This is a genomic window from Caballeronia hypogeia (assembly GCF_001544875.2).
GTDB lineage: Bacteria > Pseudomonadota > Gammaproteobacteria > Burkholderiales > Burkholderiaceae > Caballeronia > Caballeronia hypogeia.
In genome coordinates, this window is record NZ_FCOA02000028.1 from 1 (window position 1) to 22,803 (window position 22,803).

General features: G+C 60.6%; 19 protein-coding genes. 8 read left to right on the top strand and 11 right to left on the bottom strand.

Features of this window, described 5'->3' with window-relative positions; translation table 11 throughout:
• Positions 1 to 159 precede the first annotated feature (159 nt).
• Positions 160 to 2,196, top strand: a complete 2,037-nt coding sequence (locus tag AWB79_RS29590; protein WP_061170997.1) for an oxidoreductase — start codon at positions 160 to 162, stop codon at positions 2,194 to 2,196.
• Between the two features lie 49 nt (positions 2,197 to 2,245).
• On the opposite strand, the gene AWB79_RS29595 is transcribed toward AWB79_RS29590, so the two are convergent.
• From AWB79_RS29595 to AWB79_RS29615, 5 genes are all read right to left on the bottom strand, one after another.
• Positions 2,246 to 3,433, bottom strand: coding sequence for a porin (locus AWB79_RS29595; protein WP_061170998.1), 1,188 nt, complete (start codon positions 3,431 to 3,433; stop codon positions 2,246 to 2,248).
• 47 nt (positions 3,434 to 3,480) lie between these two features.
• Entirely contained in the window at positions 3,481 to 4,080 is a 600-nt protein-coding gene (locus AWB79_RS29600; protein ID WP_061170999.1) for a DAK2 domain-containing protein, read from the bottom strand.
• Positions 4,077 to 5,066, bottom strand: a complete 990-nt coding sequence (locus tag AWB79_RS29605; RefSeq protein ID WP_332459676.1) for a dihydroxyacetone kinase subunit DhaK — start codon at positions 5,064 to 5,066, stop codon at positions 4,077 to 4,079. Before AWB79_RS29605 ends, AWB79_RS29600 begins: the two co-directional genes overlap by 4 nt.
• Positions 5,067 to 5,163: 97 nt before the next feature.
• Complete coding sequence (locus AWB79_RS29610) at positions 5,164 to 6,510, bottom strand: MFS transporter (protein ID WP_074169449.1); 1,347 nt, start codon at positions 6,508 to 6,510, stop codon at positions 5,164 to 5,166.
• Between the two features lie 128 nt (positions 6,511 to 6,638).
• The gene (locus AWB79_RS29615) at positions 6,639 to 7,529 is read right to left on the bottom strand and encodes a dihydrodipicolinate synthase family protein (protein ID WP_061171001.1); all 891 of its coding nucleotides are present in this window, start codon (positions 7,527 to 7,529) and stop codon (positions 6,639 to 6,641) included.
• Between the two features lie 240 nt (positions 7,530 to 7,769).
• On the opposite strand from AWB79_RS29615, the gene AWB79_RS29620 reads away from it, so the two are divergent.
• On the top strand, positions 7,770 to 8,462 hold the full coding sequence (locus AWB79_RS29620) for a GntR family transcriptional regulator (protein ID WP_061171002.1): 693 nt from the start codon (positions 7,770 to 7,772) through the stop codon (positions 8,460 to 8,462).
• On the opposite strand, the gene AWB79_RS29625 is transcribed toward AWB79_RS29620, so the two are convergent.
• From AWB79_RS29625 to AWB79_RS29635, 3 genes are all read right to left on the bottom strand, one after another.
• Positions 8,459 to 10,120, bottom strand: a complete 1,662-nt coding sequence (locus AWB79_RS29625) for an NAD-dependent malic enzyme (RefSeq protein ID WP_074169450.1) — start codon at positions 10,118 to 10,120, stop codon at positions 8,459 to 8,461. The genes AWB79_RS29620 and AWB79_RS29625 overlap by 4 nt on opposite strands.
• A gap of 1,680 nt (positions 10,121 to 11,800) precedes the next feature.
• The gene (locus AWB79_RS29630; RefSeq protein WP_061171003.1) at positions 11,801 to 12,772 is read right to left on the bottom strand and encodes a ParB/RepB/Spo0J family partition protein; all 972 of its coding nucleotides are present in this window, start codon (positions 12,770 to 12,772) and stop codon (positions 11,801 to 11,803) included.
• Positions 12,769 to 13,977, bottom strand: a complete 1,209-nt coding sequence (locus tag AWB79_RS29635) for a ParA family protein (protein WP_061171004.1) — start codon at positions 13,975 to 13,977, stop codon at positions 12,769 to 12,771. The genes AWB79_RS29630 and AWB79_RS29635 overlap by 4 nt, the downstream gene beginning before the upstream one ends.
• 786 nt (positions 13,978 to 14,763) lie before the next feature.
• On the opposite strand from AWB79_RS29635, the gene AWB79_RS29640 reads away from it, so the two are divergent.
• Together AWB79_RS29640 and AWB79_RS29650 are read left to right on the top strand one after the other, a co-directional pair.
• Positions 14,764 to 16,143, top strand: coding sequence for a replication initiation protein (locus AWB79_RS29640; protein ID WP_061171005.1), 1,380 nt, complete (start codon positions 14,764 to 14,766; stop codon positions 16,141 to 16,143).
• A gap of 822 nt (positions 16,144 to 16,965) precedes the next feature.
• On the top strand, positions 16,966 to 17,262 hold the full coding sequence (locus AWB79_RS29650) for an H-NS histone family protein (protein ID WP_374728572.1): 297 nt from the start codon (positions 16,966 to 16,968) through the stop codon (positions 17,260 to 17,262).
• 138 nt (positions 17,263 to 17,400) lie between these two features.
• On the opposite strand, the gene AWB79_RS29655 is transcribed toward AWB79_RS29650, so the two are convergent.
• Positions 17,401 to 17,976, bottom strand: a complete 576-nt coding sequence (locus AWB79_RS29655) for a TetR/AcrR family transcriptional regulator (protein ID WP_063963568.1) — start codon at positions 17,974 to 17,976, stop codon at positions 17,401 to 17,403.
• A 129-nt stretch (positions 17,977 to 18,105) separates the two neighbouring features.
• Here AWB79_RS29655 and AWB79_RS29660 point away from each other — a divergent pair, with 129 nt between their 5' ends.
• From AWB79_RS29660 to AWB79_RS29675, 4 genes are all read left to right on the top strand, one after another.
• Positions 18,106 to 18,438, top strand: a complete 333-nt coding sequence (locus tag AWB79_RS29660; protein ID WP_061171008.1) for a carboxymuconolactone decarboxylase family protein — start codon at positions 18,106 to 18,108, stop codon at positions 18,436 to 18,438.
• A 28-nt stretch (positions 18,439 to 18,466) separates the two neighbouring features.
• The gene (locus AWB79_RS29665; protein WP_061171009.1) at positions 18,467 to 19,015 is read left to right on the top strand and encodes an OsmC family protein; all 549 of its coding nucleotides are present in this window, start codon (positions 18,467 to 18,469) and stop codon (positions 19,013 to 19,015) included.
• Positions 19,016 to 19,051: 36 nt separating this feature from the next.
• Positions 19,052 to 19,873, top strand: coding sequence for an enoyl-CoA hydratase/isomerase family protein (locus AWB79_RS29670; RefSeq protein ID WP_061171010.1), 822 nt, complete (start codon positions 19,052 to 19,054; stop codon positions 19,871 to 19,873).
• 100 nt (positions 19,874 to 19,973) lie between these two features.
• A complete protein-coding gene (locus AWB79_RS29675; protein WP_082862502.1) occupies positions 19,974 to 21,644 on the top strand; it encodes a long-chain fatty acid--CoA ligase in 1,671 nt (556 codons plus the stop codon).
• A gap of 33 nt (positions 21,645 to 21,677) precedes the next feature.
• Here AWB79_RS29675 and AWB79_RS29680 read toward each other — a convergent pair whose 3' ends face one another.
• Both AWB79_RS29680 and AWB79_RS29685 read right to left on the bottom strand, forming a co-directional pair.
• On the bottom strand, positions 21,678 to 22,124 hold the full coding sequence (locus tag AWB79_RS29680; RefSeq protein ID WP_061171011.1) for a MaoC family dehydratase: 447 nt from the start codon (positions 22,122 to 22,124) through the stop codon (positions 21,678 to 21,680).
• Positions 22,125 to 22,158: 34 nt separating this feature from the next.
• On the bottom strand, positions 22,159 to 22,770 hold the full coding sequence (locus AWB79_RS29685; protein WP_063963570.1) for a TetR/AcrR family transcriptional regulator: 612 nt from the start codon (positions 22,768 to 22,770) through the stop codon (positions 22,159 to 22,161).
• Positions 22,771 to 22,803: the final 33 nt, after the last annotated feature.

Consider the following 22,803-nt stretch of genomic DNA (forward strand, 5'->3'; position numbering starts at 1 on the left):
GCGACCAACGACTGGAACGCGGCGGCGAAGAAGTTCGTCGACTCGCATCCGGAGAAGGTTCAGGCATGGCTTCAGCAATAGACGCGACAGGCGCGTTCGGCAGCGCACGCGATCGCGACGCTGCCAGTCGGTGATTGACGGAGTAACCAGGAGTATCGAATGTCGACGGACCCTCTTCTGCAGCCGTTCACGCTGAAGCATCTGACATTCCGCAATCGCATCATGACGACGTCGCACGAGCCGGCGTATGCCGAAGACGGCATGCCGAAGCAGCAATATCGCGCGTATCACGTCGAGCGGGCGAAGGCAGGCATCGCGCTCACCATGACCGCGGGTTCGGCGGCGGTCTCGAAAGACAGTCCGCCCGCTTTCAACAACATCCTCGCCTATAAGGACGAAGTCGTCGGCTGGCTGAGGGACCTCGCGGACGAATGCCACGAGCACGGCGCCAAGGTCATGATCCAGTTGACGCATCTCGGCCGGCGCACGCGATGGGACAACGGCGACTGGCTTCCGGTCGTTTCGCCTTCGCATAAAAGGGAGGCCGCTCACAGGGCGTTCCCGAAGAAGATCGAGGACTGGGACATCGACCGGATCGTGCGCGATTTCGCCGATGCCGCCGAAAGAATGAAAGCCGCCGGGCTCGACGGTCTGGAGATCGAATCGTATGGTCACTTGATGGACCAGTTCTGGTCGCCGCTCACCAATACGCTCGACGGACCATACGGCGGATCGCTCGATAACCGCATGCGCTTCACTTTCGAGGTGTACCGCGCCATGCGCGAGCGCGTGGGCGACGACTTCCTGCTGGGCATTCGCTACACCGCCGACGAAAGGCTCGCGGGCGGCATCACGAAGGAAGAAGGGATCGAGATTTCGAAGCGGCTCAAGGACTCCGGCCTGATCGACTTCCTGAACGTGATACGCGGCCATCTCGACACGGACGCCGGACTGACCGACGTCATTCCCGTCATGGGGATGCAGAGCGCGCCTCATCTCGACTTCGCCGGAGAGATTCGCCGCGCAACCGACTTTCCGACCTTTCATGCGGCCCGCATTCAGGACGTCGCCACCGCGCGATTCGCGATCGAATCCGGCAAGGTCGACATGATCGGCATGACGCGGGCGCACATGACCGATCCGCACATCGTCAGAAAGATCATCGAACGCCGTGAGGAGGACATTCGCCCTTGCGTGGGCGCGAACTACTGTCTCGATCGCATCTATCAGGGCGGCGCGGCGTACTGCATTCACAATCCGGCGACAGGTCGCGAATTGTCTCTGCCGCAAACCATCGCGCGCGCGCCTGTCAGCAAGAAAATCGTGATCGTCGGCGCGGGTCCGGCGGGACTCGAAGCCGCTCGTGTCGCCGGCGAGCGCGGGCACGACGTGGTCGTGTACGAGGCGATGAACGATCCCGGCGGCCAGATCAGGCTCGCCGCGCAGAGCACGCGCCGCAAGGAACTGATGGGCATCGTCGACTGGCGAGTGGCGCAGTGCGAGAAGCTCGGCGTACGCTTCGCATTCAACGCGTGGGCCGAAAAGGACGACGTGCTGGCGGAGCAGCCCGCTGTCGTGATCGTCGCGACGGGCGGCATGCCTCACACGGAAGTCTTGTCGCAGGGCAACGAGCTGGTGATCTCCGCGTGGGACCTGATTTCAGGAGATGTCAAACCCGGCAAGAACGTGCTCGTCTTCGACGACGCCGGCGATCATGCCGCCCTCCAGGCGGCCGAGGTGGTCGCGCAGGCCGGCGGCATGGTCGAGATCATGACGCCGGACCGGATCTTCTCGCCCGAAGTCATGAGCATGACGCTGGTGCCTTACATGCGTGCGCTGCAGAAGCTGAACACGCGCTTCACGGTCACGTATCGGCTCGAAGCGGTGCGGCGCGAAGACGGCATGCTGGTAGCGACCGTCGGAAGCGACTATGGCGGGATCAGCCGCGAGCAGCGCTACGATCAGATCGTCGTGAATCACGGCACGGTGCCCATGGACGATCTGTACTTCGACCTCAAGCCCTTGTCGGCGAATACGGGCGTCGTCGACTACGACTCGCTGATCGCAGCGCCTAGGAAGGATGTCATCAACAATCCGGAGGGCACGTTTCAGCTCTTCCGCATTGGCGATGCCGTGTCCGCGCGCAATATTCACGCCGCGATTCTCGATGCGCTGAGGCTCGTGAAGGACGTGTGAGAAGGTTGTGCGCGGACCGCTGCGTCCGCGCACATCGGCATGGGCCGCGTCAGAACTTGTGTCTGAGCCCCGTGAAGATCGCCGTCTGGCTCGCCGATGAAGACGTGCCCGCATAGACGATGCTCGCCACCGTCTGGTACTGACCGTTGATGAGCGTCGAGGCATCGCCGACCGCCTTCTGATACACGGCGGACACATAGATGTCCGTGCGCTTGCTCAGAAGGTAGTCCGCACCCAGCGTGAACTGATGCCACTTCGGATGAAGGCTGTCCGAGGAAGCGCCGGGCAGGTTGGTCGCGTGACCATCCGTGAAGGCATACACCCCGATGAGCTGGACCGAAGGTGTAATCAGATATCTCAGGTTCAGGTCGTAGTTGTTCAGGCGTCTTCGTGCGCCGTCGTTGTATTGAATGTCGGAGAGGCTGTAGCCGAAGCCGGCGGTCGCGCTGCCGAACACGTAGCTCGTGCCCGCCGCGAAGATGCGCTGGCGTCTCACGCCGCCGTCCATTCCATAGAAGAAGACCGAGCTGTAGTCGTCGCCGTTGCTGGTCGACGCGCCGCCAACCGCACCACCGGTATTGGAACCCGCGTCCGGATGATCGAGCTGAAGATATCCGGCGCCGATGGAAAACGGCCCGTTCACATAGTTCGCGGAAAGCGCCCATGCGCGGTTATTGCCGAATCCGGTCCCACCGCTTCCCGCGGCCTGATTGCTGAAGGAATAAACGCCGTCGACGGAGACGCCATAGAAGTTGATCGAGCGGAATTTGACCGTGTTGTTCAGGCGAAAGAACTGGTTGAGGTTGTCGTTGTCGCCTATGTGCGCCGATGTCGACCAGAAGCCCGGTCCGAAGAGCGGCGCGACCAGATCGGCGATTGCATCGTATTGCCGGCCCACGGTAACGGTGCCGAGCTTGTTCGAACTCAGGCCGACGAACGCTTGCCGGCCGAACATGCGGCCCGCCTGCCCGAGCGTGCCGTTCATCGCGTTGAAGCCGTTTTCCAGCGTGAAAACCGCGCTCAGACCGCCGCCCAGATCCTCTGTGCCGCGAAGCCCGAAGCGTGATCCGCTGGCTTTGCCGGTCGTCGCCTGCCATGCATGCGCGCCGTTCAGATTGCTGATGTAACCCAACCCCGCGTCCACCAGGCCATACAACGTGACCGAACTCTGCGCCATAGCCTGCGATGCGCTCGCACTCAAGGCGCTCAATACAGCTACCGAAACCAGCTTTCTCATTGTTCTCGTTCCTTAGCTATCCTATTTTCAACCGACTAAAAAATGATTCAGAGACTCTGCGCCATGCGCAGCAGCGCGACCATGCCCGGATCGTCTTGCCCCTGCGAACGCTCCGCGAACATTCGCGCGCGGCCGATGCGATTCGGCCGGCCGCGAAACGCCACGAGCGTCTCTTCGATCGCCTTGCACGCGATTGCATTCCCGGCATCGGACGCCGACGCCGCTTCGAGCGCCTCGCCGACCGCGTTCAGCGCGTCCAGCACCGTCTTGTCGCCCAGCTTCGCGCCGCCTCTTGCGCAAAGCACTTCCGTCACGCGCCGGATGATGGCGACGAGATCGCCGCGCGTGAGTCCGACGGCGCTCTCGCTCTGCTTCGCCGCGGTGAGCAGCGCCTGCGCGAGCAGCGTGCCGAAGCTCGATCCCGAGGCGTTCGCGCAGCCGAGCGCGGCGCGCCGGAACACGTCGGTCAGCGTGTCGCTCATCAGCGGCAGCGCGGCTTCGACTTCGGTGGCGCACTTGTCCAGCGTCGCACCTAGATCGCCGTCGCCGAGCCGTCCGTCAAGTGCGTTGAGTTCGGGCGCGGCGGCGTGCAGTCCGACGCATGCACGCGTGATCGCGTCCTTCAGTTGTGTTGCGTCGACCGTCATCGTGCGTTCCAGAAGGGACAGTTGGTGGGCGCCGCGAGAAGGCGCGCGGATTCATCGTCGAGCGGCATGAGTGTCAGCGAGGCGCCCGTCATTTCCATCGAGGTTGCATAACGTCCGACCAGCGGAGTCTCGATATCGATGCCCTTCTCTCTCAGGCGCGTCCGCACGGATCGATACAGGATGTAGAGCTCTTCGAGCGGCGTCGCGCCGAGGCTGTTCAGCAGCACGGAAACCCGCGCGCCGCGCGTGAGCGTCATGTCCGCGAGCAGCCGTTCAAGCATTTCATTGGCGAGTTCGTCGGCACGCTTGAGCTTGCCGCGCCAGATGCCGGGCTCGCCGTGAATGCCCATGCCGAACTCCATTTCGTCGTCGGCGATCTCGAAGGACGCGCGCCCCACCTCCGGAACCACGCATGGCGCGAGCGCAATGCCGATCGAGCGGCAGGCGTCCGCGGCGCGTCGGGCGACGCGCGTCACCTCGTCAAGCGAAGCGCCCTCCTCCGCCTTCGCGCCCGCCAGCTTGAACGCGTAGATAAGGCCCGCGACACCGCGACGTTTCTCTTTCTCGTCGAGCGACGCGCTCGCGACATCGTCCGCGACGCGCACCGACGCCACCGCCATGCCTTCGAGCTCGGCGAACTCCTGCGCCATCTCGAAGTTCATCCGGTCGCCGCCGTAGTTGCCGTACAGTTGCAGCACGCCAGCGCCGCCGTCGGCCGCACGCATGGCCGCGAGGCAGTCGTCCACGCGCGGGCCCGCGAACACGTTGCCCACCGCTGCGGCATCGAGCAGGCCCTGTCCGATATAACCGTGAAACACCGGCAGATGGCCCGAGCCGCCGCCCGTCACGATGCCGACCTTGCCCTTCGTGACGCCACCCGCGCGCACGACCACGCGCGGCGCATCGACTGGGCGCTGATAGACATGCGGATGCGCGGCGCACAGGCCGTCGAGCATTTCGTCGACGTAGTCATTTGGTTTGTTCAATATCTTCTTCACGTTTGCTCCAGGCGAAGACGGGCGCCGCCGCCGCGTGCGCGACAGCGTCCTGTGTTACGTATAGGTCTTTCGGGAAACCCGGGCGTCAGCGACGATCGGCGGCCGGCTTCGTTTCGGGCAGCGCCAGGGCGCACACGGCGGACAGAACCGCGATCGCCGCCATGTAAGCCGCAATCGGCCAGTAGGAATTGAACTGCATCATCAGGGCTGTCGCGATGAGCGGAGAAAGGCCGCCGCCGAGAATCGGGCCGATCTGCTGCACGAGCGACAAGCCCGTGTAACGCACGCGCGCCGGGAACAGCTCCGAGAAGAACGCGCCCTGCGCGCCGAACATCGCGCCGTGGCCAAGCCCCAGTCCGATCGCCACGGCGAGCCAGATGGAAGGCGCGGTGGCCGCATCCATCATCCAGAAGAACGGCGCCGCGAAGGCCGCCTGCAGCAACGCGCCGAACACATAGACAGGCTTGCGGCCGAACTTGTCCGCGCACAACCCGAAGATTGGCAGCGTCACGCATTCGACCAGACATCCGACCAGAATGCCGTTGAGCACGAGCGACTTCGGCAAGTGATGCACGGTCACCGCATACGTGATCGCGAACACCGCGTAGATGTTGAAGAGACCGCTTTCAGCCACCTTCGCGCCGATGCCCAGCAGAATGCGCCCCCAGTGATCGCGGAATGCTTCGGCAATCGGCAGCTTCGGCGGCGCCTTCTCGCGTGCGGCGGCTTCGAAATCGGGCGATTCGTCGATCCTGAAGCGGATGAACAGCCCGAGCCCGACCAGCACGATGCTGCCGATGAACGGCAGACGCCAGCCCCAGCTCAGGAACTGCTCTTCACTCAGTCCGGCGGAGAGGCCGCCCATCAGCGCGATGGGCAACAGGAAGCCCGCCGGCAAGCCGATATGCACGACTGAACTGCAGAACGCGCGCATGCGTGGCGGCGCGTGCTCGATCGCCATGACCATGCCGCCGCCGTACTCGCCGCCGATGCCGATGCCTTGCAGCAGGCGCAACACCAGCAGCAGGATCGGCGCCCAGACGCCGATCTGCGCGTAGGTCGGCATCAGTCCGATCAGGAACGTCCCGATGCCCATGATCAGCACGGTCAGCAACAGCATGTTCCGGCGTCCCACCTTGTCGCCGAAATGCCCGAACAGAATGCCGCCGAGCGGCCGCGCGCAATAGCCGATGAAGAAGGTCGCGAACGCGGCGATCGTGCTGATCAGTGCGTTATCGGCCGGGAAGAAAATCTTGTTGAAGACGATCGCCGTGGCGGTCGCATAGAGGGTGAAGTCGTAGTACTCCACCATGGTGCCGATGGCGCTGGCGAACGCGACCTTGGCGTATTCGCGGCGCGTCGTGCTGCGATCCGCGACGCGAGCCGTGGTCCCGGAGGACCGCGAATCGAACGACTCCGCTGGTTGTGTCATATGTCTCCTCGTCACTCTTGTCTCGGGCGATGACGCGGGTGCGGCCGCCACACTCTGGCGACGTTCGCGCACCCGCATCCCCGCGGCCGGTTGACGGCCGCGCGGACCGCAAGAACCTGTTACGGTCGTTATGCGTCGAAGCGCAAGACAGCGTCGAGCTCGCGCTTGATGTTGGCGAGTTGCGCTTCGCTCGTGCGCGGCATCGGCATGCGCGGCAGGCCGGCGTCGCAGCCTTGCAGCGTCAGGGCGGTCTTGATGTTCGCGGGCAGATTGTCGGCGAAAATCGCGTTCCAGAAACGCAGCAGCGCTTCGTGGATGGTGCGCGCGCGCTCATGGTCACCGCTCTTCACCGCGTTCCACAGCGACACGCAGACGCCGGGCACGGCAGCCGGGTTCGCCGCGATCGTGCCATGCGCGCCGAGCGCGAACGACGGATACAGCAGCGCATCGACCGCCGTGTAGACGCGCGCATGCTTCGGTGCGCCGATCAGCAGATCGGCCATCAGCTTGAGGTCGCCCGCGCTCTGCTTCACGCCCTGCACGCCCGGCAGCTCGTTCATCAAGCGGATGAGCAACGCCGGCGACAGGTAATTCCACGGAACGACGTTATAGATCACTACGGGAATATCGACCGCGCTGGTGAGCGCCTTGAAGTGCTCGAACGTGGCCTGCTCGTCCGGCTTGAACACATAGTGCACCGGTGTGACCTGCAAGGCCTTGACCGGCAGATGGGCGACGGCTTTCGCGCGGGAAATCGCATCGCGCGTGCTGTTGGCGATGATGCCGACCATCACCGGCACGCGTCCGTCCGCTTCCTCGACGCAGATTTCGGTGAGACGGGCCAGCTCCTGCTGGCTCAGCGTATGACCTTCGCCGCTGCTGCCGCCCACACACAGGCCGTGCACCTTCTTGCGAATGTTGAACTGAACGACGTTGCGAAACGCTTTTTCGTCGATTTCACCGTCTGCGGTGAAGGGCGTGACGACAGGAGGGATGATGCCGGTTAGTTCGAGGCTCATGGGTCGGGTCTGGATCAAGGAGTTGAAAGGATCGACGGTCAGGCAGGTGAATCACCGTTACCCAGGCCGTTCATGCGATGCGGGCGCGATTGTGCGGCTCACAGGTTAGAATGATATCAGTAACATGTTACCGAGATATCAGGGAAAACACGCAGCATGTGAGCGCGTGGTTACGCGACATTGACGCGCGCGCATCGTTTATCCTTTGGCCGAGTGAATACAACTGGAGCATCCGAAGCAATGGCAGCCATCGAGCCGCGTCCCCCTACTCTCGCGCAACGCGATATGGCCTATGAAGGGTTTCGCCAGCAGATCATGAACGCCGGCCTGAAGCCGGGACAGTTCGTATCGCAACGCGAACTGACGGAATTGCTGGGACTGCCTTTGGCGGCGGTGCGCGAAATGATTCCGCGACTGGAAGCTGCGCGACTGATCCGCACCGTGCCCAAGCGCGGTCTGCAGGTCGCGCACGTCGATCTGAAGCTGGTGCGCAATGCGTTCCAGATTCGCGCGATGATCGAGCGTGAGGCGGTCCTCCACTTCGTGCGCAACGTGAGCGACGCAGACCTTACGCGCATCGAACGCGAGCATCAGGCGATACTCAAGCGCGCGCGCGCCGCGACGCCGGACGCGGAACTCGACCGCGACGCTCAGACCGTCGACTGGGGCCTGCACGATTTCATGGTGGATTCGATCGGCAACGAGATCTTGTCGGAGCTGTATCGCGTCAACAGCCTGCACGTCCGGCTGATCCGTCTCGACGCGCACGTCATACGGCCCATGCGCATCCTGCCGGCCATGGAGGAGCATCTGCAGTTCCTCAAGGTCGTGAAGACACGCGACGAGAACGCCGCCGTGACGAAGATGATGGAACACATCGAACGCTCGAAGCAGCGCGTGCTTCAGGCCTTGCTCGAGGACCGCGGCTCCTAGCGCGCTCGATAAACCGGCGAGTACGCGGCGGCCCTCATGTGTTCGACGAGATCGGCGGGCCGCTCGGTGCGCGCCAGGCCATGCTCGAAGACATACTCCGCCACCGCGGCCGCCACATGCATCGATGCGTCGAAGATCCGGCTCTGCGGCGGGTAGATCAGACCTTTTTCAAGGCTCTCGTTCGTGACCTGCTCCGCCACCGCTTGCGCCGCGATAATGAACATTTCCTGGGACACGCGCGTGGCCTCGGTCGCGAAGACCGCCATGCCCATCGCGGGAAAGATATAGACGTTGTTGCCCTGTCCTGGCACGAAGTGACGGCCTTCAATCTCCACGGGCGGAAACGGGCTTCCGCTCGCGAAGATGGTCTGTCCGCCTGACCATCTGTACGCTTCCTCGGCGGTGCATTCCGATCGTGACGTCGGATTGGAGTACGGGAAAATGATCGGCCGCTCGTTGATTTCGCTCATCGCTTGAATCACCGGTTGGCTGAAAAGCTTCGGCACCGTACTCACGCCGATGATGCCCGTGGGCTCGAGCGCGCGGATCGCATCGACGAAGGTTTCAACCGGTTCGTGATCGATGGCGAAAACCCTCTGGAAGCCGGCCAGGTCGGTGCGCGATTGCACCATGAGTCCGCTGACGTCGAACAGCGCACTGCGCCTGCGAGCCGCGTCGATATCCATGCCCTCCAGCACCATCGCCTGGCTGATCAGTTCCGCGATGCCCGTCGCGGCCGATCCGCCACCGAGAAACAGGAAGCGCTGATCGGTCAGCTTCTGCTTGGAGATGCGCAGCGCAGCGTATATCCCGGCGAGCGCGACGGCCGCCGTGCCCTGAATATCGTCGTTATAGGTGCAGACCTTGTCCTTGTAGCGTTCGAGCAAAGGCACCGCGTTGAAGTTGGCGAAATCCTCCCACTGAATGCAGCACTTCGGGTAGGTCTCCTGCACCGCATCCACGAATTCACCGACGAAAGCATCGTATTCTTCGCCGCGCACACGTTCGTGCCTCAGACCGAGATACAGCGGATCGTCCAGCAAAGACACGTTGTTCGTGCCGACATCCAGCATCACCGGCAGACAATACATGGGCGGCACCCCTGCGCAGGCCGTGTACAACGCAAGCTTGCCGATAGGAATGCCCATGCCGCCGACGCCTAGATCGCCCAGCCCGAGAATGCGCTCGCCGTCGGTCACGACGATGAACCGTACGTCGGGTTCCGGCCAGTTGCGTAGCAGTTCCTTCACGCGGCCGCGCGCGTCGATCGGAATATAGAGGCCGCGCGTGGCTCTGAACACATGGTCAAACTTCTGGCAGGCCTCGCCTACCGTCGGCGTGTAGACGATCGGCATGTAGGTCGCCGGATCGGACATCAGCAGCGCGTAGAAGAGCGTTTCGTTTCGCGCCTGCAAATCGGACAGGAACAGATAGCGCTGCAGGTCGTTGTCGAGTTGCGAGAGCTGGGCGTGCGTGCGCGCGATCTGGATTTCCAGCGAACTCACACCCGGCGGCAGCAAGCCTTCCAACCGGTACTTCCGGCGCTCCTCGTGCGAAAAAGCGGAACCCTGGTTCAGGCGGGGGTTGTGGAGGATGTCATAGCCGTAAGCTTGCGTGGACATGATCGACTCCTTCTTGACGTGAGCGGAACGTTTCACGACGACGAGCGCGAAGCCCGCCGATCGAGAAGTTTAGGCACGCTTGCTGGAACCAGTCCACGAGCGTGCAAGGTCTGGATTTGACGTGGGAGTTCCGGCGCAGGTGTCGCGTCCGTTCGCCTGCCGCTAACTTCGCATTCCGAATTAGTTATTGCGCTTTGGAGATACTCGGTGAGGTCGTGAGCGAGCCAGTCGATCGAAGCAACGACCAGCGTAACGATCGCTACAGAACCCGTTCGATTCATTACGAATGTTATGCCAAGGCGCTCGAAGCGTTCCTTCTGCCTCGCCAGGAGCGCCCACTCTCTAACAGGATCAATGGGTCGTGAAACATTCGCTTGTCCGAGAGGGCTGAATGCGCCGCAGAGCCTTACGGTACGGGCTGTGGCAAGGTGAGCTTAGATCGAATCAGATTGTTTCACGGTGCAGCGCCGGCTTGCGTGATGAGAGAAATTTCAGGGAACTTCGGCCTTGTGCGTAGGGGGAATGTCAGCGAAAGAGCCACGTCGCCGGGGGCTTGCGCGGCGCGTGGGGCGGGTCGTTTAGCAGTTGCCCCTTGCCAGTTGGAGGGTGGTCTCTGCGGCAAAACGCTTGAGGTAACTTCACCGCTGCGAACGACAGCCATGCTTACGCAACCAGTCAGTCGGCTAGGAGGCGGTGCCCGATCCGGTCGTTGCTTGGGACCGGTACTCGTCCACCCGCTGATCGAACGCGCCCGCTTGCAGGATTCGATTCACGGAGGGTCTCGGCCCCCTATATCCTTCGAATTGCGGAGGTCGCAAGACGCCCGGGAATCGTCCGTGAAGTGAATAGTTCTAGGAGACACGCCAAAGTAGTGAGGCGCCAACTTTGCTATGCCGGCGCTATTTGAAGGAGGAAGCCGGATGGAATCTCAGTGCGATTCAGCACCAGATGTCTGTCCGGAGAATCTGTCGGAAGAAGCTGAGTCCCAAGTTGGGACACGCATGAGACGGTTGGCCGGTGCTCGATCCGGTTGCACGCGGGAGGAGGCACTGCATCAGTCACGCACGCTCATATCCAGTGCCTATCTCGTGAAAACGAGGTTCGCTTCGAACCGGAGGGTCGAGTGTCCCGAGTTGGGACACTTACATGCGAAATGATCGCATCAATGAAACACGGCTCTGACGAGAGCGACGTGAGAGATTGAAAACACTCAACTCACCCAGCGCCGGTGACAGCGATCTTTCGAATAACGGAGGTCGCCAGACATCTAAGGATCGGTGCTGACGGAATAGTTCTAGGAGGTACGCCAAGGCAGGGACAAGCAAACTGTGCTTTCCCGGCGCAATTTGAAGGAGGAAACCATTGAATCGGATGAAATCTCCGCGCGATTCGATCTACCCGGAGAATCGATCGAAGGAATCTGTGTCTCAAGTCGGGACACGCGGTTGCCCGCGAGGAAGAGGCGATGCACCAGTCACGCACGCTCATTTCCAATGCCTATCTCGTGAGAACGAGGTCCCCCTTGAACCGGAGGGCCAAGTGTCCCAACTCGGGACACCTCCCATACGAAACGATCGCCTCAATAAAAAACGGCTCTGATGAGAGTGGCGTGAGAGACTGAAAACGCCCCAACTCAGCAGAGCCGCTAAAAGCGCAGCGAACTAGCCCAAAAAATCGCCGACGAGATTCGCATTACTCCCGCCGACCTAAAAGCTTTTAAGCGCCGTCCCCAAATAACTGAGCGACCAACTCCCTGATCTGTTTTTCCTTATCCGAGGTCAGCATCCCTGCCTTGATTTTGACCGTCAGCCCCAAAGAATCCTTCGTGATCGAACCGGCCTGAGATCCGCCAGAAAATATCTTGTCGATGCTCCGGTCGCTCACGCTTTGAACCGTCTTGCCATTATCATCCAGCGCCTGCTTGATAGCCTTTCCAAGCTTCAACTGATCCAGGTCTCCCGCGACTACGCGCACCCACAGACCCTTCGCGATTTCGAGCGCATCCGCTCCCTGCCCGCGAAGCACCGAGACCACATTTTCCGCGGCGGTAGCGCCGAGCAAACGCGGTTGCACATCGAGATCCTGAACGACAAACTCGGGCAACTCGCTAAAAGCCAAATAGCGATAAAGCTCCGACCGCGAGATTCCCAGCGCCTCCGCCATTCTCTTGCGATTGGGGAATTCCTTTTCGGTACGTCGAATCGACCGTGAAATTTCGTAGTCGCACAGATCCTCACGCGCAACGTTTTCGACGAGAGCCAACATCGCCATCTCTTCGTCCGAGAGATCGACCACCAGAACCTTGATCGAGTCCTTGCCGATCATCTTATGCGCGCGCCATCGCCGCTCTCCAGCGACGATCTGATATCCCGAGCCAGCCCGGCGTACGACGATCGGCTGAACCAATCCCGCTTCGCGAATCGATTCGGCGAGTTGCGCGAGCTTCGCATCGTTGAACACCTGACGCGGCTGCCACGGATTCGGAACGATCTCCGAAACCAACGCTTCTGATGCGGGACCCGCCTTCTCGAGCTGAACGATGCGTTGCTGCGCCGACGCCAGCGCCGCAGCCATCCCGGGGGCCGTGCGCGGACTCGACGACTTTTCCTGTTGAGGATCGAGCTGGATGTCTTTCGCCGCCCGAACCTCGGCAGTCTTGCTCATCATGCGGTCACGAAGGCTGCTCATTGTCCGGCCCTCCATTGGGCAACGTATTGGTCATCGATCCACTTGCAATAGTCCACCATCGGCTGCTTGACCCGCGCCAGAGTCTTCGCAACCGTCTCCGCGCGCGACAGATCGAATACCGTGGAAAACGCCAAAGCGCCGTTGCTCATGACGGAGCTCGCGGGAATTTCGGTCGTGTGCAGCCAGTCGCCGTAAGCTCGTTGGGACCACGACCGCACAACCGGTGCGGACGATGTATTCCCGTAATCGACTCGCGACAGCAACACCGATACAAAGTCGTAGGTCTTGTCGACCTCATGCTCGACAAACCCGTTCGCAACTTCGGCGAAGAGGGACCAGAACGATACAGACGAGATGAAATCGAGACTCTCGGGTACGAGCGGCATGACCATCGAATCGGCCGCCATCAGACCGTTGAGCGTCATATAAGAGAGCGACGGCGCCGTGTCCAGAATGATGTAGTCGTATTGAGCGCGAAGCGGCTCGATGCCCTTGCGCAACACCGACCAAAATTCGAAGTTCGCGTTGGTCTTTTGCGCGGTCGGAAGATGAAACTCGGCATCGTGCAAATAGTTATGGGCGGGAATGACGTCTAGACCATCCCAATAGGTACTTTGCACTTTCGTCGCGAGACCTCCCTCCATCTGCGGGTCATATATGTATGGCAGGACAGTGTCTTCCCAAGTGACGTCTTTCTCCGCGTAGAGACCGCACAATTCCGATAGCGATGCCTGCGGATCGAGGTCGATCATGAGGACTCTGCGGCCGCGTAAACTTAGCCCTTGGCCGATACACATCGACGTCGTAGTCTTGCACGAGCCGCCTTTGAAGTTGGCCGTGATCAGCACCCGGCCACGGTGTTCGCGCGTACCGGAGACCAATGGCGTCTGATAGATATCGGATACCTGTTGCACCCAGGTTCGGGCATCCTTCAACGAAAAGATGCGCGCCCGTCCGGTACCGTGCGTTTCGCCCGGCGGCAATTCGCTTCCTTCCTTCGTCGCGAGATAATTGATCTTCTGACGGTCGATGCCGCACATGTCCGATAGCTCACCAATCGTGAACATGGGCGCGGTCTTCCTGGGCCTCGGCGCCAGGATCTGATCGCGCAGTTCGTTCGTCATGACCGACAGACGCTCGGCGAACTCTCCGAGATTGGAGAGCTTCACCCTTCGGTTGATCCCTGGCAGTTCACTCAAATTCATTCCGACGCTTCCTATTTATATCGACGGTGAGGAGTTTTCTCCACGCTCGACGGTGTTTCCACGGTTTTGGTTAGACAACGTATCGAACCGTAGAATACTAGTCACAGTGACGAATGGCTATTGGAATCGAATCAAAATTCATGGCGCGTCGTCCGAATGGATAATAATCGTTATTTTTCATATACTTACATCCATTTCTTTAATCTCGTTCGCCACAAATTTGCCGGTTCACGCCGCTGGAAACCAGCTCAAAGACCCGGCCGCCACGATTTTTCAACACAGAACACCTCACCACAGACGACGGTAAGCAACGCTCCCGATCCTCTATTCCTTCGCAATCACAATTCTCCTCACCTTTCACAAGGGGATTCGCATCGATCCGAATTCAACCTTTGTCCTCTGTCGTGTTCTCACAGCAGATTTCGCATGGTTCGCAGACTGGTTTGTTTACTTTTATAAAGAACAAAACGAACTACCACTAACGTCAAAGCGCGATCCTATTAAAATCAATTACTTATTGCGGCAAGGTGAGGTGAACTGTGTTCCGGGTGATGTTGATTGAGTGTCAAGGTGCCGCGTTTACCCCGCGAGAGTGAAGCGAATTGGCGCCTAAGGTGAGAAGTTTGGGCGTGAATGGTGAGGGAAATTGTGTGCCACAGTCGGCTAAGGTGAAGTTTCCTGTGTCCGGGTGCGGATAAGGTGAGGTAATGTGTGTTGACAGCTCACCGCGAGGCCGGTACCGTACCGCTCGATTGCACCAACGACACGATTCGCCACGGAGACGGGATGACGACAGCAGGGCAGGTGGCCACGTCCAGGCAACTGGCGCTGGCGCTTTTCGACGATGCGAACGCAGAAGGTCTGCCCGTCGACGCTGCGCGAACGGATATCGGATTTTCGCGGAAGAACGTGCTGATTCGGATCGTCGACCTGGGCGTGGCGGCGCGGCGTCTTATCGATGCAGCGTATTTCATCGTCGCACAGGAAGAAAAGATTCACGACCTGTATGACGTCGAGCTCGATTATTTCAAATGGCTCATGCGCTACTCGAGCCGCAACAACGCGCATCTGGAGCAGGTGATCACCGAGGCGCAGAGGGCGCTCATTCAGGCCACCGCCGAACCCGATGCCGACGGGTCCAAACCGTTCGGCTCCGTTCAACTGATCGGACGCATCTCGTACGTAGGCGGCCGTTTTCAGTTCCGCGTGCCGCCGGATCTGATCGGGATCATTCGTGGCCCCGGAAAATCTCACTGGCTGAGCCTGCGCATCACGTCGCTTTTCACGCTCAGCTACGCGCGCGTGATGTACGACCATCTTCTCCCATATGCCTCCGAAGGCGTGACCGACTGGTTCACGCTCGAGGAATTGCGAGCGTGGCAGGGCACCATGGGCGCGAAGGCGCAGGAGTTCAAATATTTCAAGCGCGACTGGCTGGCGCCGGCCGTGGACCAGATCAATGAGGTTTCCGATATTTCGCTCACGTACGAGACGCGCAACGAGCCCGGTTCCCGAAAGATTGGGCGTATGCGCTTTCGCGTCGAACGGAAGGAGATGGCCGAGCGCCTGCTTCACACGCACGAGCACGCGCAGGCGCTGTATCAGACGCTCAAGCAGGAGTTTGGCCTTTCCAGCACGCAATTCAGCCAGATCGCCTCCGATCGCGATACCTATACCGACGAACGTCTCGAACAGGCGATCGAGCGCACGCGGTTCAGCTTGAAGCTGGGCAAGGTATCGAAGAGTCCGGCGGGCTTTTTCATGAAAGCGCTGAAAGAAGGCTGGATCGTTTCGGACGCGGAGCGTCAGATGATCCAGATTCAGGAAGGTCTCGCACTCACCGACCGTCGCGATACCGAAGCGAAAGAGCAAGTCGAAACTCGCCTGGCGTTGCAGATCGCGGCTCAGGATGTGAATGCGCAGAATCGCATCGTCGATGAAGTGCGTCGCGGCTGGGATGTCTATGAAGCCGCGGCGCCCCGGCAACGCGAAGATTGGCGGCGCTCCTTCAAGGCGAGCCCGGGCGGGAAACTGACGCTTCGAAGACTGGGCATTGATCCGTCGAGCGAACTCGTCGAAGAGATGATCCAGAAGTATCCGGACCTCAGAGATGGCTTTGCAGGATATGTTTTCAACAAGACGCGATCCGCAAAGGGCAGGGGCTGACGCGGCCGAGGCGAACTCGAACCATGCACATGAGATCTGATTGGTTGAATTGACTAGGTTGCAACTAACCGTCTTCCACTACTCAAACTTCGATTCGCTTCGCCATTACCCATGCGAACAGGTTGCCGGTACCGGATCGGCACGCGCGGTTCGCTTCATGCGCGACGAACTGAAGCGCCTGGCAATCAGCGGGAGTACACTGAATTTCTGCGGTTCTGCTCGCCGCGGAAGGAGGTTGCGATGAGATTCGCCGACATCTTCAAGCGCCCAAAGAAGGGCGACGCGCCCGCTCGGTCCGACGCAGGGCCTCACCACGAGGAACATGCGAAATCGGTGCAGAAGCAGGCAAAAACCGTGTGGGATGCAATCGGCCGCAGGCGTCATAAGGATGCGAAGTGGCACTAGCATTCGTATCGAAGCAGGCCCGGGCAGCAAAAATGCCGGGCCTCTTCGCAGAGCGAGTGGCTGGCATCTTGCCGTGATGCGGCGGACTGGCGGGTACCGAACATCTGATGAAATCGCGCTGCCTCAAACCGGCTCAATTAAATCGATTCCACGGCGTCTTCCCAACACAACCGTACGGATGATCGGTATGAACATCGCCGACTTCACGTAATATTCGGGATGGCAGGTTCAGCAGCGGCGATCGCCGATATGCGCAGCGCCTTCTCCGAATATCTCGCGCACATCTCCGTGCGCGGCTACTGATGGTTCCCCTTGTAATTCCGACGATTCGCTGAACGCGAATCCGCGCAGACAACGATCAGGAATATGGCATATCAAAGCTCCGAGATTACTCAACTCCTCGCAAAGCAGGAGGCATTGGAAAAGCAATTGGCCGAGGCGCGTGATAAGGAAACCCGGCTTGCGTTGATCGAAATCGTGCAGAAGATGCGCGAGTATGGAATCACGCTGAACGAATTGATGGGCCGAAAGCCCGGCGTTCCCGAAGTCGACGCGCCTGCGCGATATCAGGACCCTCTCAGCGGCGCGACCTGGAGCGGGCGGGGACGCGCACCGAACTGGATCGCGGGAAAGAATCGCGACGAATTTCTGGTCGACCGGAATGCCGCCGCGCGCGCCATGGTCCAGGCAGCGCTCTTCCCCGAAGAGCGGTAATCGCGGCAGCGAGTTGCAATGAGTTGACTCTGCGCCTGCCAACGAGAGCAGGCCGTTCGGTCACGCCTTCAGGGGCGTGACCTGCCAGGCCGCTGCGCTCGCACATCGTTTGCGAAGCCTTGCGAGCGCGACGATCCATCACCGTGACTTGCTGCTCCAGAGCCGGACCAGTTCGTCGAAGCCAATCGTGACCGATTCAGGCTTGCCCAACGCCCAGGCGACGACCGCGCCGCCCTCGATCGCGTTCAGCAGGATGTTCGCCGCCTTTCGGGCCGCGGGCGCTCCGTCCAGTTCGCGCGCTTTCTTCCCTTGCTGCACGACGCGTTCGAGCCAGTCCAGATGGATCTGGAAGAACGCTCTGGTCTGATCCTGCATCCGCTCGGGAAGCGCGGCCAGTTCGGCGGCGAGCGCCGTGCAAAGCGGAAACGTGCCGTCGAACAACGACGCACTGAACAGTTCGGCATACGCGCTCAGACGTCGCGGCGCGCTCTGGTCATTCCCGAGTATGGCCTCCAGTTCCTCGCGAAAGCGCGCGAGGTAGTCCTCGACAACTTCCACGCCTAACTGTTCCTTCGTCGGAAAGTGATGATGGATGCTCGCCTTGCGAACGCCCACTTCATCGACGAGATCTGCATAGCTGAAGTCAGCGTAGCCGCGAGTCCGAAGCAGCCGCTCGGCAAGCGAAAGAATTTTTGTGCGCGTGGTGGTTTCCATATTTCCAGGCAGACGAGTTTTCGCGCACTTTACCATCCAGTTGGTAGGTTGGCAATTCATGCTTTCGTTTATCGACCTACCAACTAGAAGGTTTAGAATTCGACCCACGCTACTTCAACAGGAGCTCACATGTTTGACTGGAACAAGTACCGGGGTGATCTGAACGAAAGACTCGCTCAGCTCGGCAAGCTCACTCCATCGACCATGCAAGGTGTCGCGGCGCTCGCGCAAGCCGGTGAAAAAACCGGCCATCTCGATGCGAAAACGAGAGAGCTGATTGCTCTCGCGGTCGCCGTCACCACTCGCTGCGATGGTTGTATCGCGTTCCACGCGGCCGAAGCGAAAAAGGCCGGCGCGACGGCAGACGAACTGGCTGAAGCCTTGGGGGTCGCGATCAATCTCAACGCCGGCGCCGCACTGGTTTATTCCGCCCGGACGCTGGACGCGTTCGACAAGGCCTGACCGCACAACCTTATTCCAGGAGCGACTTATGAACTTGAACGATATCGACGTCAACGCTTTGGGCGCTTTCGCGAACGACGTAAAACAACGACCTGAAACAGGGACGGCTGGCTTCAAGGTCACGACCAGGTGGGCGAGCCAGACGAAGACTGTGGCGACCGTTTCCAGTTACCAGCTCGGCGGCAAGACGATCGAGCGTAGTTTCGACATCGCCGCCGACGAACCGGTCGAATTACTCGGAACCAATTCGGCTCCCAACCCACAGGAGCTGCTTCTCGCAGCGTTGAATGCTTGCATGTCGGTCGGCTATGCGGCCAACGCAGCCGTGATGGGCATCAAGCTGGAGAAGCTCGAGATCGAGAGCTTCGGTCAACTCGATCTGCGTGGTTTTCTGGGCCTCGACACATCGGTGAAGCCGGGGTACGAAGAAGTCAGCTATACGGTGCGCATCAAGTCGAATGCCCCGCGCGAGAAGCTGGAAGAACTTCACGCCATCGTGATGAAAACCTCGCCGAACTATTCCAACTTTGCGACGGCGATTCGCATGGTTCCTCGTCTGGTCGTCGAAGGCTCTTGAACTCATCCGCAACCATTGTTCACCAGGAGATGCGCCATGCTGGAGGATTCAAACGAAGTTGTGCGTTGTGACGTGCGAGAGGGCATCGCATGGCTCGTCATCAATCGCCCCGACAAGCTCAATGCGTTGTCGTCCACGGTAGTGATTGCGATGCGGCAGTGGATACAGCAACTGAACGAGGACGACGCGGTCCGCGTGATCGTCATCAGGGGAGCGGGTAAAGCGTTTTCGGTCGGCTACGACATTGCTGAAGAGGTGGCGGCCGGCATCGAGCGACCGGAGGACTGGCACAACGCGCTCACGCGCAACGTGGATCTGTCGATGTCCGTATGGGCCTCGCACAAGCCGACGATCGCGGCAGTCGACGGCTGGTGTCTGGCCGGCGCATGCGAACTCGCGATGGCTTGCGACATGATCGTCGCCACCGAGCGCTCACAGTTCGGCGAGCCGGAAATCCGCTTCGGTTCGGGGCCTGTCACCATCCTGATGCCGTTTCTCATCGGCCAGAAAAAGACCAATGAACTGCTTCTGACAGGCGACGTGATTTCAGCAGCGGAAGCGGAAAAGATCGGGATGATCAACCGTGTCGTTTCCGCGGACGAACTGATCGAGACTGTCGACAAGCTCGCCCGGAAGATCGCCGTCACGCCCAATATCACCTTGAAGCTCACGAAGATCGCGCTGACCCGCGCGTATGAGGCAATGGGCTTGCGTCAGGCCGTCAATGCAAATCTGGACGTGGCCGCGACGCTCAACGCGGCCTACTCGCCGGAGAAGTCCGGGTTCGCTCAACGGGTCAAGGAAGAGGGGCTTCGCAAGGCGCTCGACTGGCGCGACTCACGTTACGGGAAGCTCTGATTTGTTCGATGGCGAAGGTGCGGTCGGCGATAGTGCGATATCGCCGGTCCGCAATCTTGCGCACAACAATATGTAGTCCGTATTAGTGAAGGAGACATCGATGAAAAGTACGATGCAGGCGAATCAACTCGGCCTTGCGTTGTTGTTGCGTCATGCATGTCGTGTGAATGGACGGTCGAGAATCGTATCCGTCACGGCCGATGGCCTTCGTGTCGAACAGACCTTCGCGGAGCTGGCTCAGCGCGCGGGACGACTCGCACATGCGCTCGAGGAGCGCGGCTTTCCGGCCGGAACGGTCGTCGGCACGCTGGCCGGTGCGTCTCGCGAGCATCTGGAGGCGTATCTCGGCGTTCCGGCGAGCGGCCGCATCCTTCACACGATCAATGTGAGGCTGCATGCGGATCAGCAGGCCTACATCGCCGAACATGCGAATGACGAGGTCGTCATTCTCGATAGCCAGAACCTCGAAGGGTTTGCATCTTTCGCGCATCGACTTCCGAAGCTGAGGCTCGTGGTGACCGTGGGTTCGCGAGCGGCGAGCGTCGCGCCGCAAGTGCCGTGCGAAACCATCGACTACGAGATGCTGCTCGCCGAAGGCGCGCCTCGCATCGACTGGCCAGACATCGACGAGAACGAGGCCGCCATCATCTGCTTCACCGGCGGGACGACCGGATTGCCGAAAGGCGTCGCCTATAGCCACCGCTCGATCTGGCTACAGGCGATGAGCATCTGCACCGCGAACTCCGTGGGCCTCAGCAGCAACGACTGTCTGTTGCCGGCCGTGCCGCTCTATCACGTCAACGGCTGGGGCCTTCCGTTCGCCGCATTGATGGCCGGTTGCGATCTGATTCTTCCGGGTGCGTCAATGCATCCATCGGCTCTGATCGCGCTCATCGAGGCCGAATCTCCCACGATCGCCGCCGGCGTGCCGACCATCTGGTCCGATGTCCTCTCCGAGATGCGCGCGCGTGGCCTGAGCCGTCTTGGCCGGCTCAAGTCGGTGAGTTGCGGAGGGGCGCAAGTGCCGCACCGGCTCATCGATGATTACGCGGCGCTGGGCATCGGCATGGTTCAGGCGTGGGGCATGACGGAGACCTCGTCCATGTCCGCGATCGCGCAAACGCCGGCGTGGGTGAGCAGCGCGGATGACCGACACCGCTGTGCATCGGCTCAGGGGAGAGTGGTCTGCGGACTCGAAGTGCGCGTGTCCGATCTCGACGGCGCCACGCTGCCAACCGATGGCGTTGCCGTCGGCGAGATACAGATTCGCGGGCCCTGGGTTACGCAGTCTTATCTGGATGTCGAAGACCAGAATCACCTGCAGGATGGATGGCTTCGCACTGGCGACCTCGGCACCGTGGATTCTGACGGTTTCATCCGCCTCACCGACAGACTGAAGGACGCCATCAAGTCGGGCGGTGAGTGGATTCCGTCGCTGGCGCTGGAAAGCGCGATTCGAAGTCATCCATCGGTTCTGGATGTCGCCGTCATCGCGGTGCCGGATGAGCGCTGGCAGGAAAGGCCCGCTGCCATCGTCGTCTTGAAGCCTGACGAGACGGCGAGCGCACCCGCGCTGCGCGCGCATCTGCTCGGCAAGGTCGCGAAATGGTGGATTCCCGAGCATTGGGCATTCACCGACGCAATTCCGCGAACTTCAGTTGGCAAGATCGACAAGAAGCGCATCCGCGAGATCGCCGGTGCATCGATACCCTGGACGCTGACGGCGAATCAGGAGGGCGCCTCGACCTCGGCCGCTCCATCGATGCGTTGACTCTTCCGGGCACCGGGCCTGATGCCTCACGCCTCAGGCTTGCTTCAACGGCATGGTGTAAGTCGTCGCGGTGCCGCTCAGGCAAACCTCGCCTTTCTGATTGGTGACGGAGACTTCCACGTTGCAGATGGGCTTGTCTTCACGCACGGACTTCACTTCGACGCGACCGGTCACCGTGTCTCCAACGAGCACGGCCTTGGAGAACTTGAGCTCCATCCCGAGGAATACGGTGCCCGGACCCGGCAACGCCTCGGCGACGATGGCGTTGAGCATGCCGGACGTGACGCCGCCTTGCACGATCAGACCGCCGAAAGGGGATTGCTCCGCGAGTTCTTCATCGTAGTGCAACGGATTGCGGTCGCCCGTGATTTCCGTGAACAGTTCGATGTCGCGCTTGCTCATCGTTTTCTGGCGCTCGGCGCTCGAACCCACCGCGGGCATTCCGTTGAGGGTTTTGCTCCAGCCATTGTCTCCGCTCATGCTTTCTCCTTGATCTTGGGTTCAACAACTGTACTCAACGTTTGTCGCGAGGCGTGAGATGCGCGAGAAACGCAGCGCTCGCGTCATCCAGCGGCTCTCTGGACTTTTCGAGCTTCGAGCACATCACCGCGCCTTCCCATGCATTCCAGAAGTATCGCGAAAGCGCGGCGGTGTCGGCATCCGCGCGAATTTCGCCACTGGCCTTGCCTTCCTCCAGACACGCACGAATTCGGCCGCGCCAGTCCTGCAGAACGTCCATGAGGGCACGGCGGAAGGTTTCGTCCAGCGCGGCCAGTTCCTGGCTCAGATTGCCGACGAGGCAACCACGCTTGAACTTGTGCCGCTGCATGCCTATAGCGGCGTCTTCCGTGAACGCCTTGATGCGTTCGAGCGGCGAGAGGCTCGCGTCTTTCAGATGCATGTCCAGCTTCTTCGCGAAGTACTCGTGATACGCCTGGATGACCTCCAGGCAATACGCGTCCTTGCTGCTGAAGTAGTAATGAAACGAGCCTTTCGGCACGCCGGCGAGCGCGACGAGTTCATCGAGCGAGAAGTTATGAAAGCCCTTCTCGGTGAGGATCGCGACACCGAGCCGGATCAGCTCGGAGCGGCGGCCACTATCTCTTTTGGTTGCAACCGTTGCCATGGTTCTGACGTCCTTCGAATGATTGATGCTTTT

What these genes read in the sequence shown, in the direction of transcription:
- AWB79_RS29590 (WP_061170997.1), top strand. Translation starts at nt 160, where the DNA reads ATGTCGACGGACCCTCTTCTGCAGCCGTTCACGCTGAAGCATCTGACA.
- AWB79_RS29595 (WP_061170998.1), bottom strand. Translation starts at nt 3,433, where the DNA reads ATGAGAAAGCTGGTTTCGGTAGCTGTATTGAGCGCCTTGAGTGCGAGC.
- AWB79_RS29600 (WP_061170999.1), bottom strand. Translation starts at nt 4,080, where the DNA reads ATGACGGTCGACGCAACACAACTGAAGGACGCGATCACGCGTGCATGC.
- AWB79_RS29610 (WP_074169449.1), bottom strand. Translation starts at nt 6,510, where the DNA reads ATGACACAACCAGCGGAGTCGTTCGATTCGCGGTCCTCCGGGACCACG.
- AWB79_RS29615 (WP_061171001.1), bottom strand. Translation starts at nt 7,529, where the DNA reads ATGAGCCTCGAACTAACCGGCATCATCCCTCCTGTCGTCACGCCCTTC.
- AWB79_RS29620 (WP_061171002.1), top strand. Translation starts at nt 7,770, where the DNA reads ATGGCAGCCATCGAGCCGCGTCCCCCTACTCTCGCGCAACGCGATATG.
- AWB79_RS29630 (WP_061171003.1), bottom strand. Translation starts at nt 12,772, where the DNA reads ATGAGCAGCCTTCGTGACCGCATGATGAGCAAGACTGCCGAGGTTCGG.
- AWB79_RS29635 (WP_061171004.1), bottom strand. Translation starts at nt 13,977, where the DNA reads ATGAATTTGAGTGAACTGCCAGGGATCAACCGAAGGGTGAAGCTCTCC.
- AWB79_RS29640 (WP_061171005.1), top strand. Translation starts at nt 14,764, where the DNA reads ATGACGACAGCAGGGCAGGTGGCCACGTCCAGGCAACTGGCGCTGGCG.
- AWB79_RS29655 (WP_063963568.1), bottom strand. Translation starts at nt 17,976, where the DNA reads ATGGAAACCACCACGCGCACAAAAATTCTTTCGCTTGCCGAGCGGCTG.
- AWB79_RS29660 (WP_061171008.1), top strand. Translation starts at nt 18,106, where the DNA reads ATGTTTGACTGGAACAAGTACCGGGGTGATCTGAACGAAAGACTCGCT.
- AWB79_RS29665 (WP_061171009.1), top strand. Translation starts at nt 18,467, where the DNA reads ATGAACTTGAACGATATCGACGTCAACGCTTTGGGCGCTTTCGCGAAC.
- AWB79_RS29670 (WP_061171010.1), top strand. Translation starts at nt 19,052, where the DNA reads ATGCTGGAGGATTCAAACGAAGTTGTGCGTTGTGACGTGCGAGAGGGC.
- AWB79_RS29675 (WP_082862502.1), top strand. Translation starts at nt 19,974, where the DNA reads ATGAAAAGTACGATGCAGGCGAATCAACTCGGCCTTGCGTTGTTGTTG.
- AWB79_RS29680 (WP_061171011.1), bottom strand. Translation starts at nt 22,124, where the DNA reads ATGAGCGGAGACAATGGCTGGAGCAAAACCCTCAACGGAATGCCCGCG.
- AWB79_RS29685 (WP_063963570.1), bottom strand. Translation starts at nt 22,770, where the DNA reads ATGGCAACGGTTGCAACCAAAAGAGATAGTGGCCGCCGCTCCGAGCTG.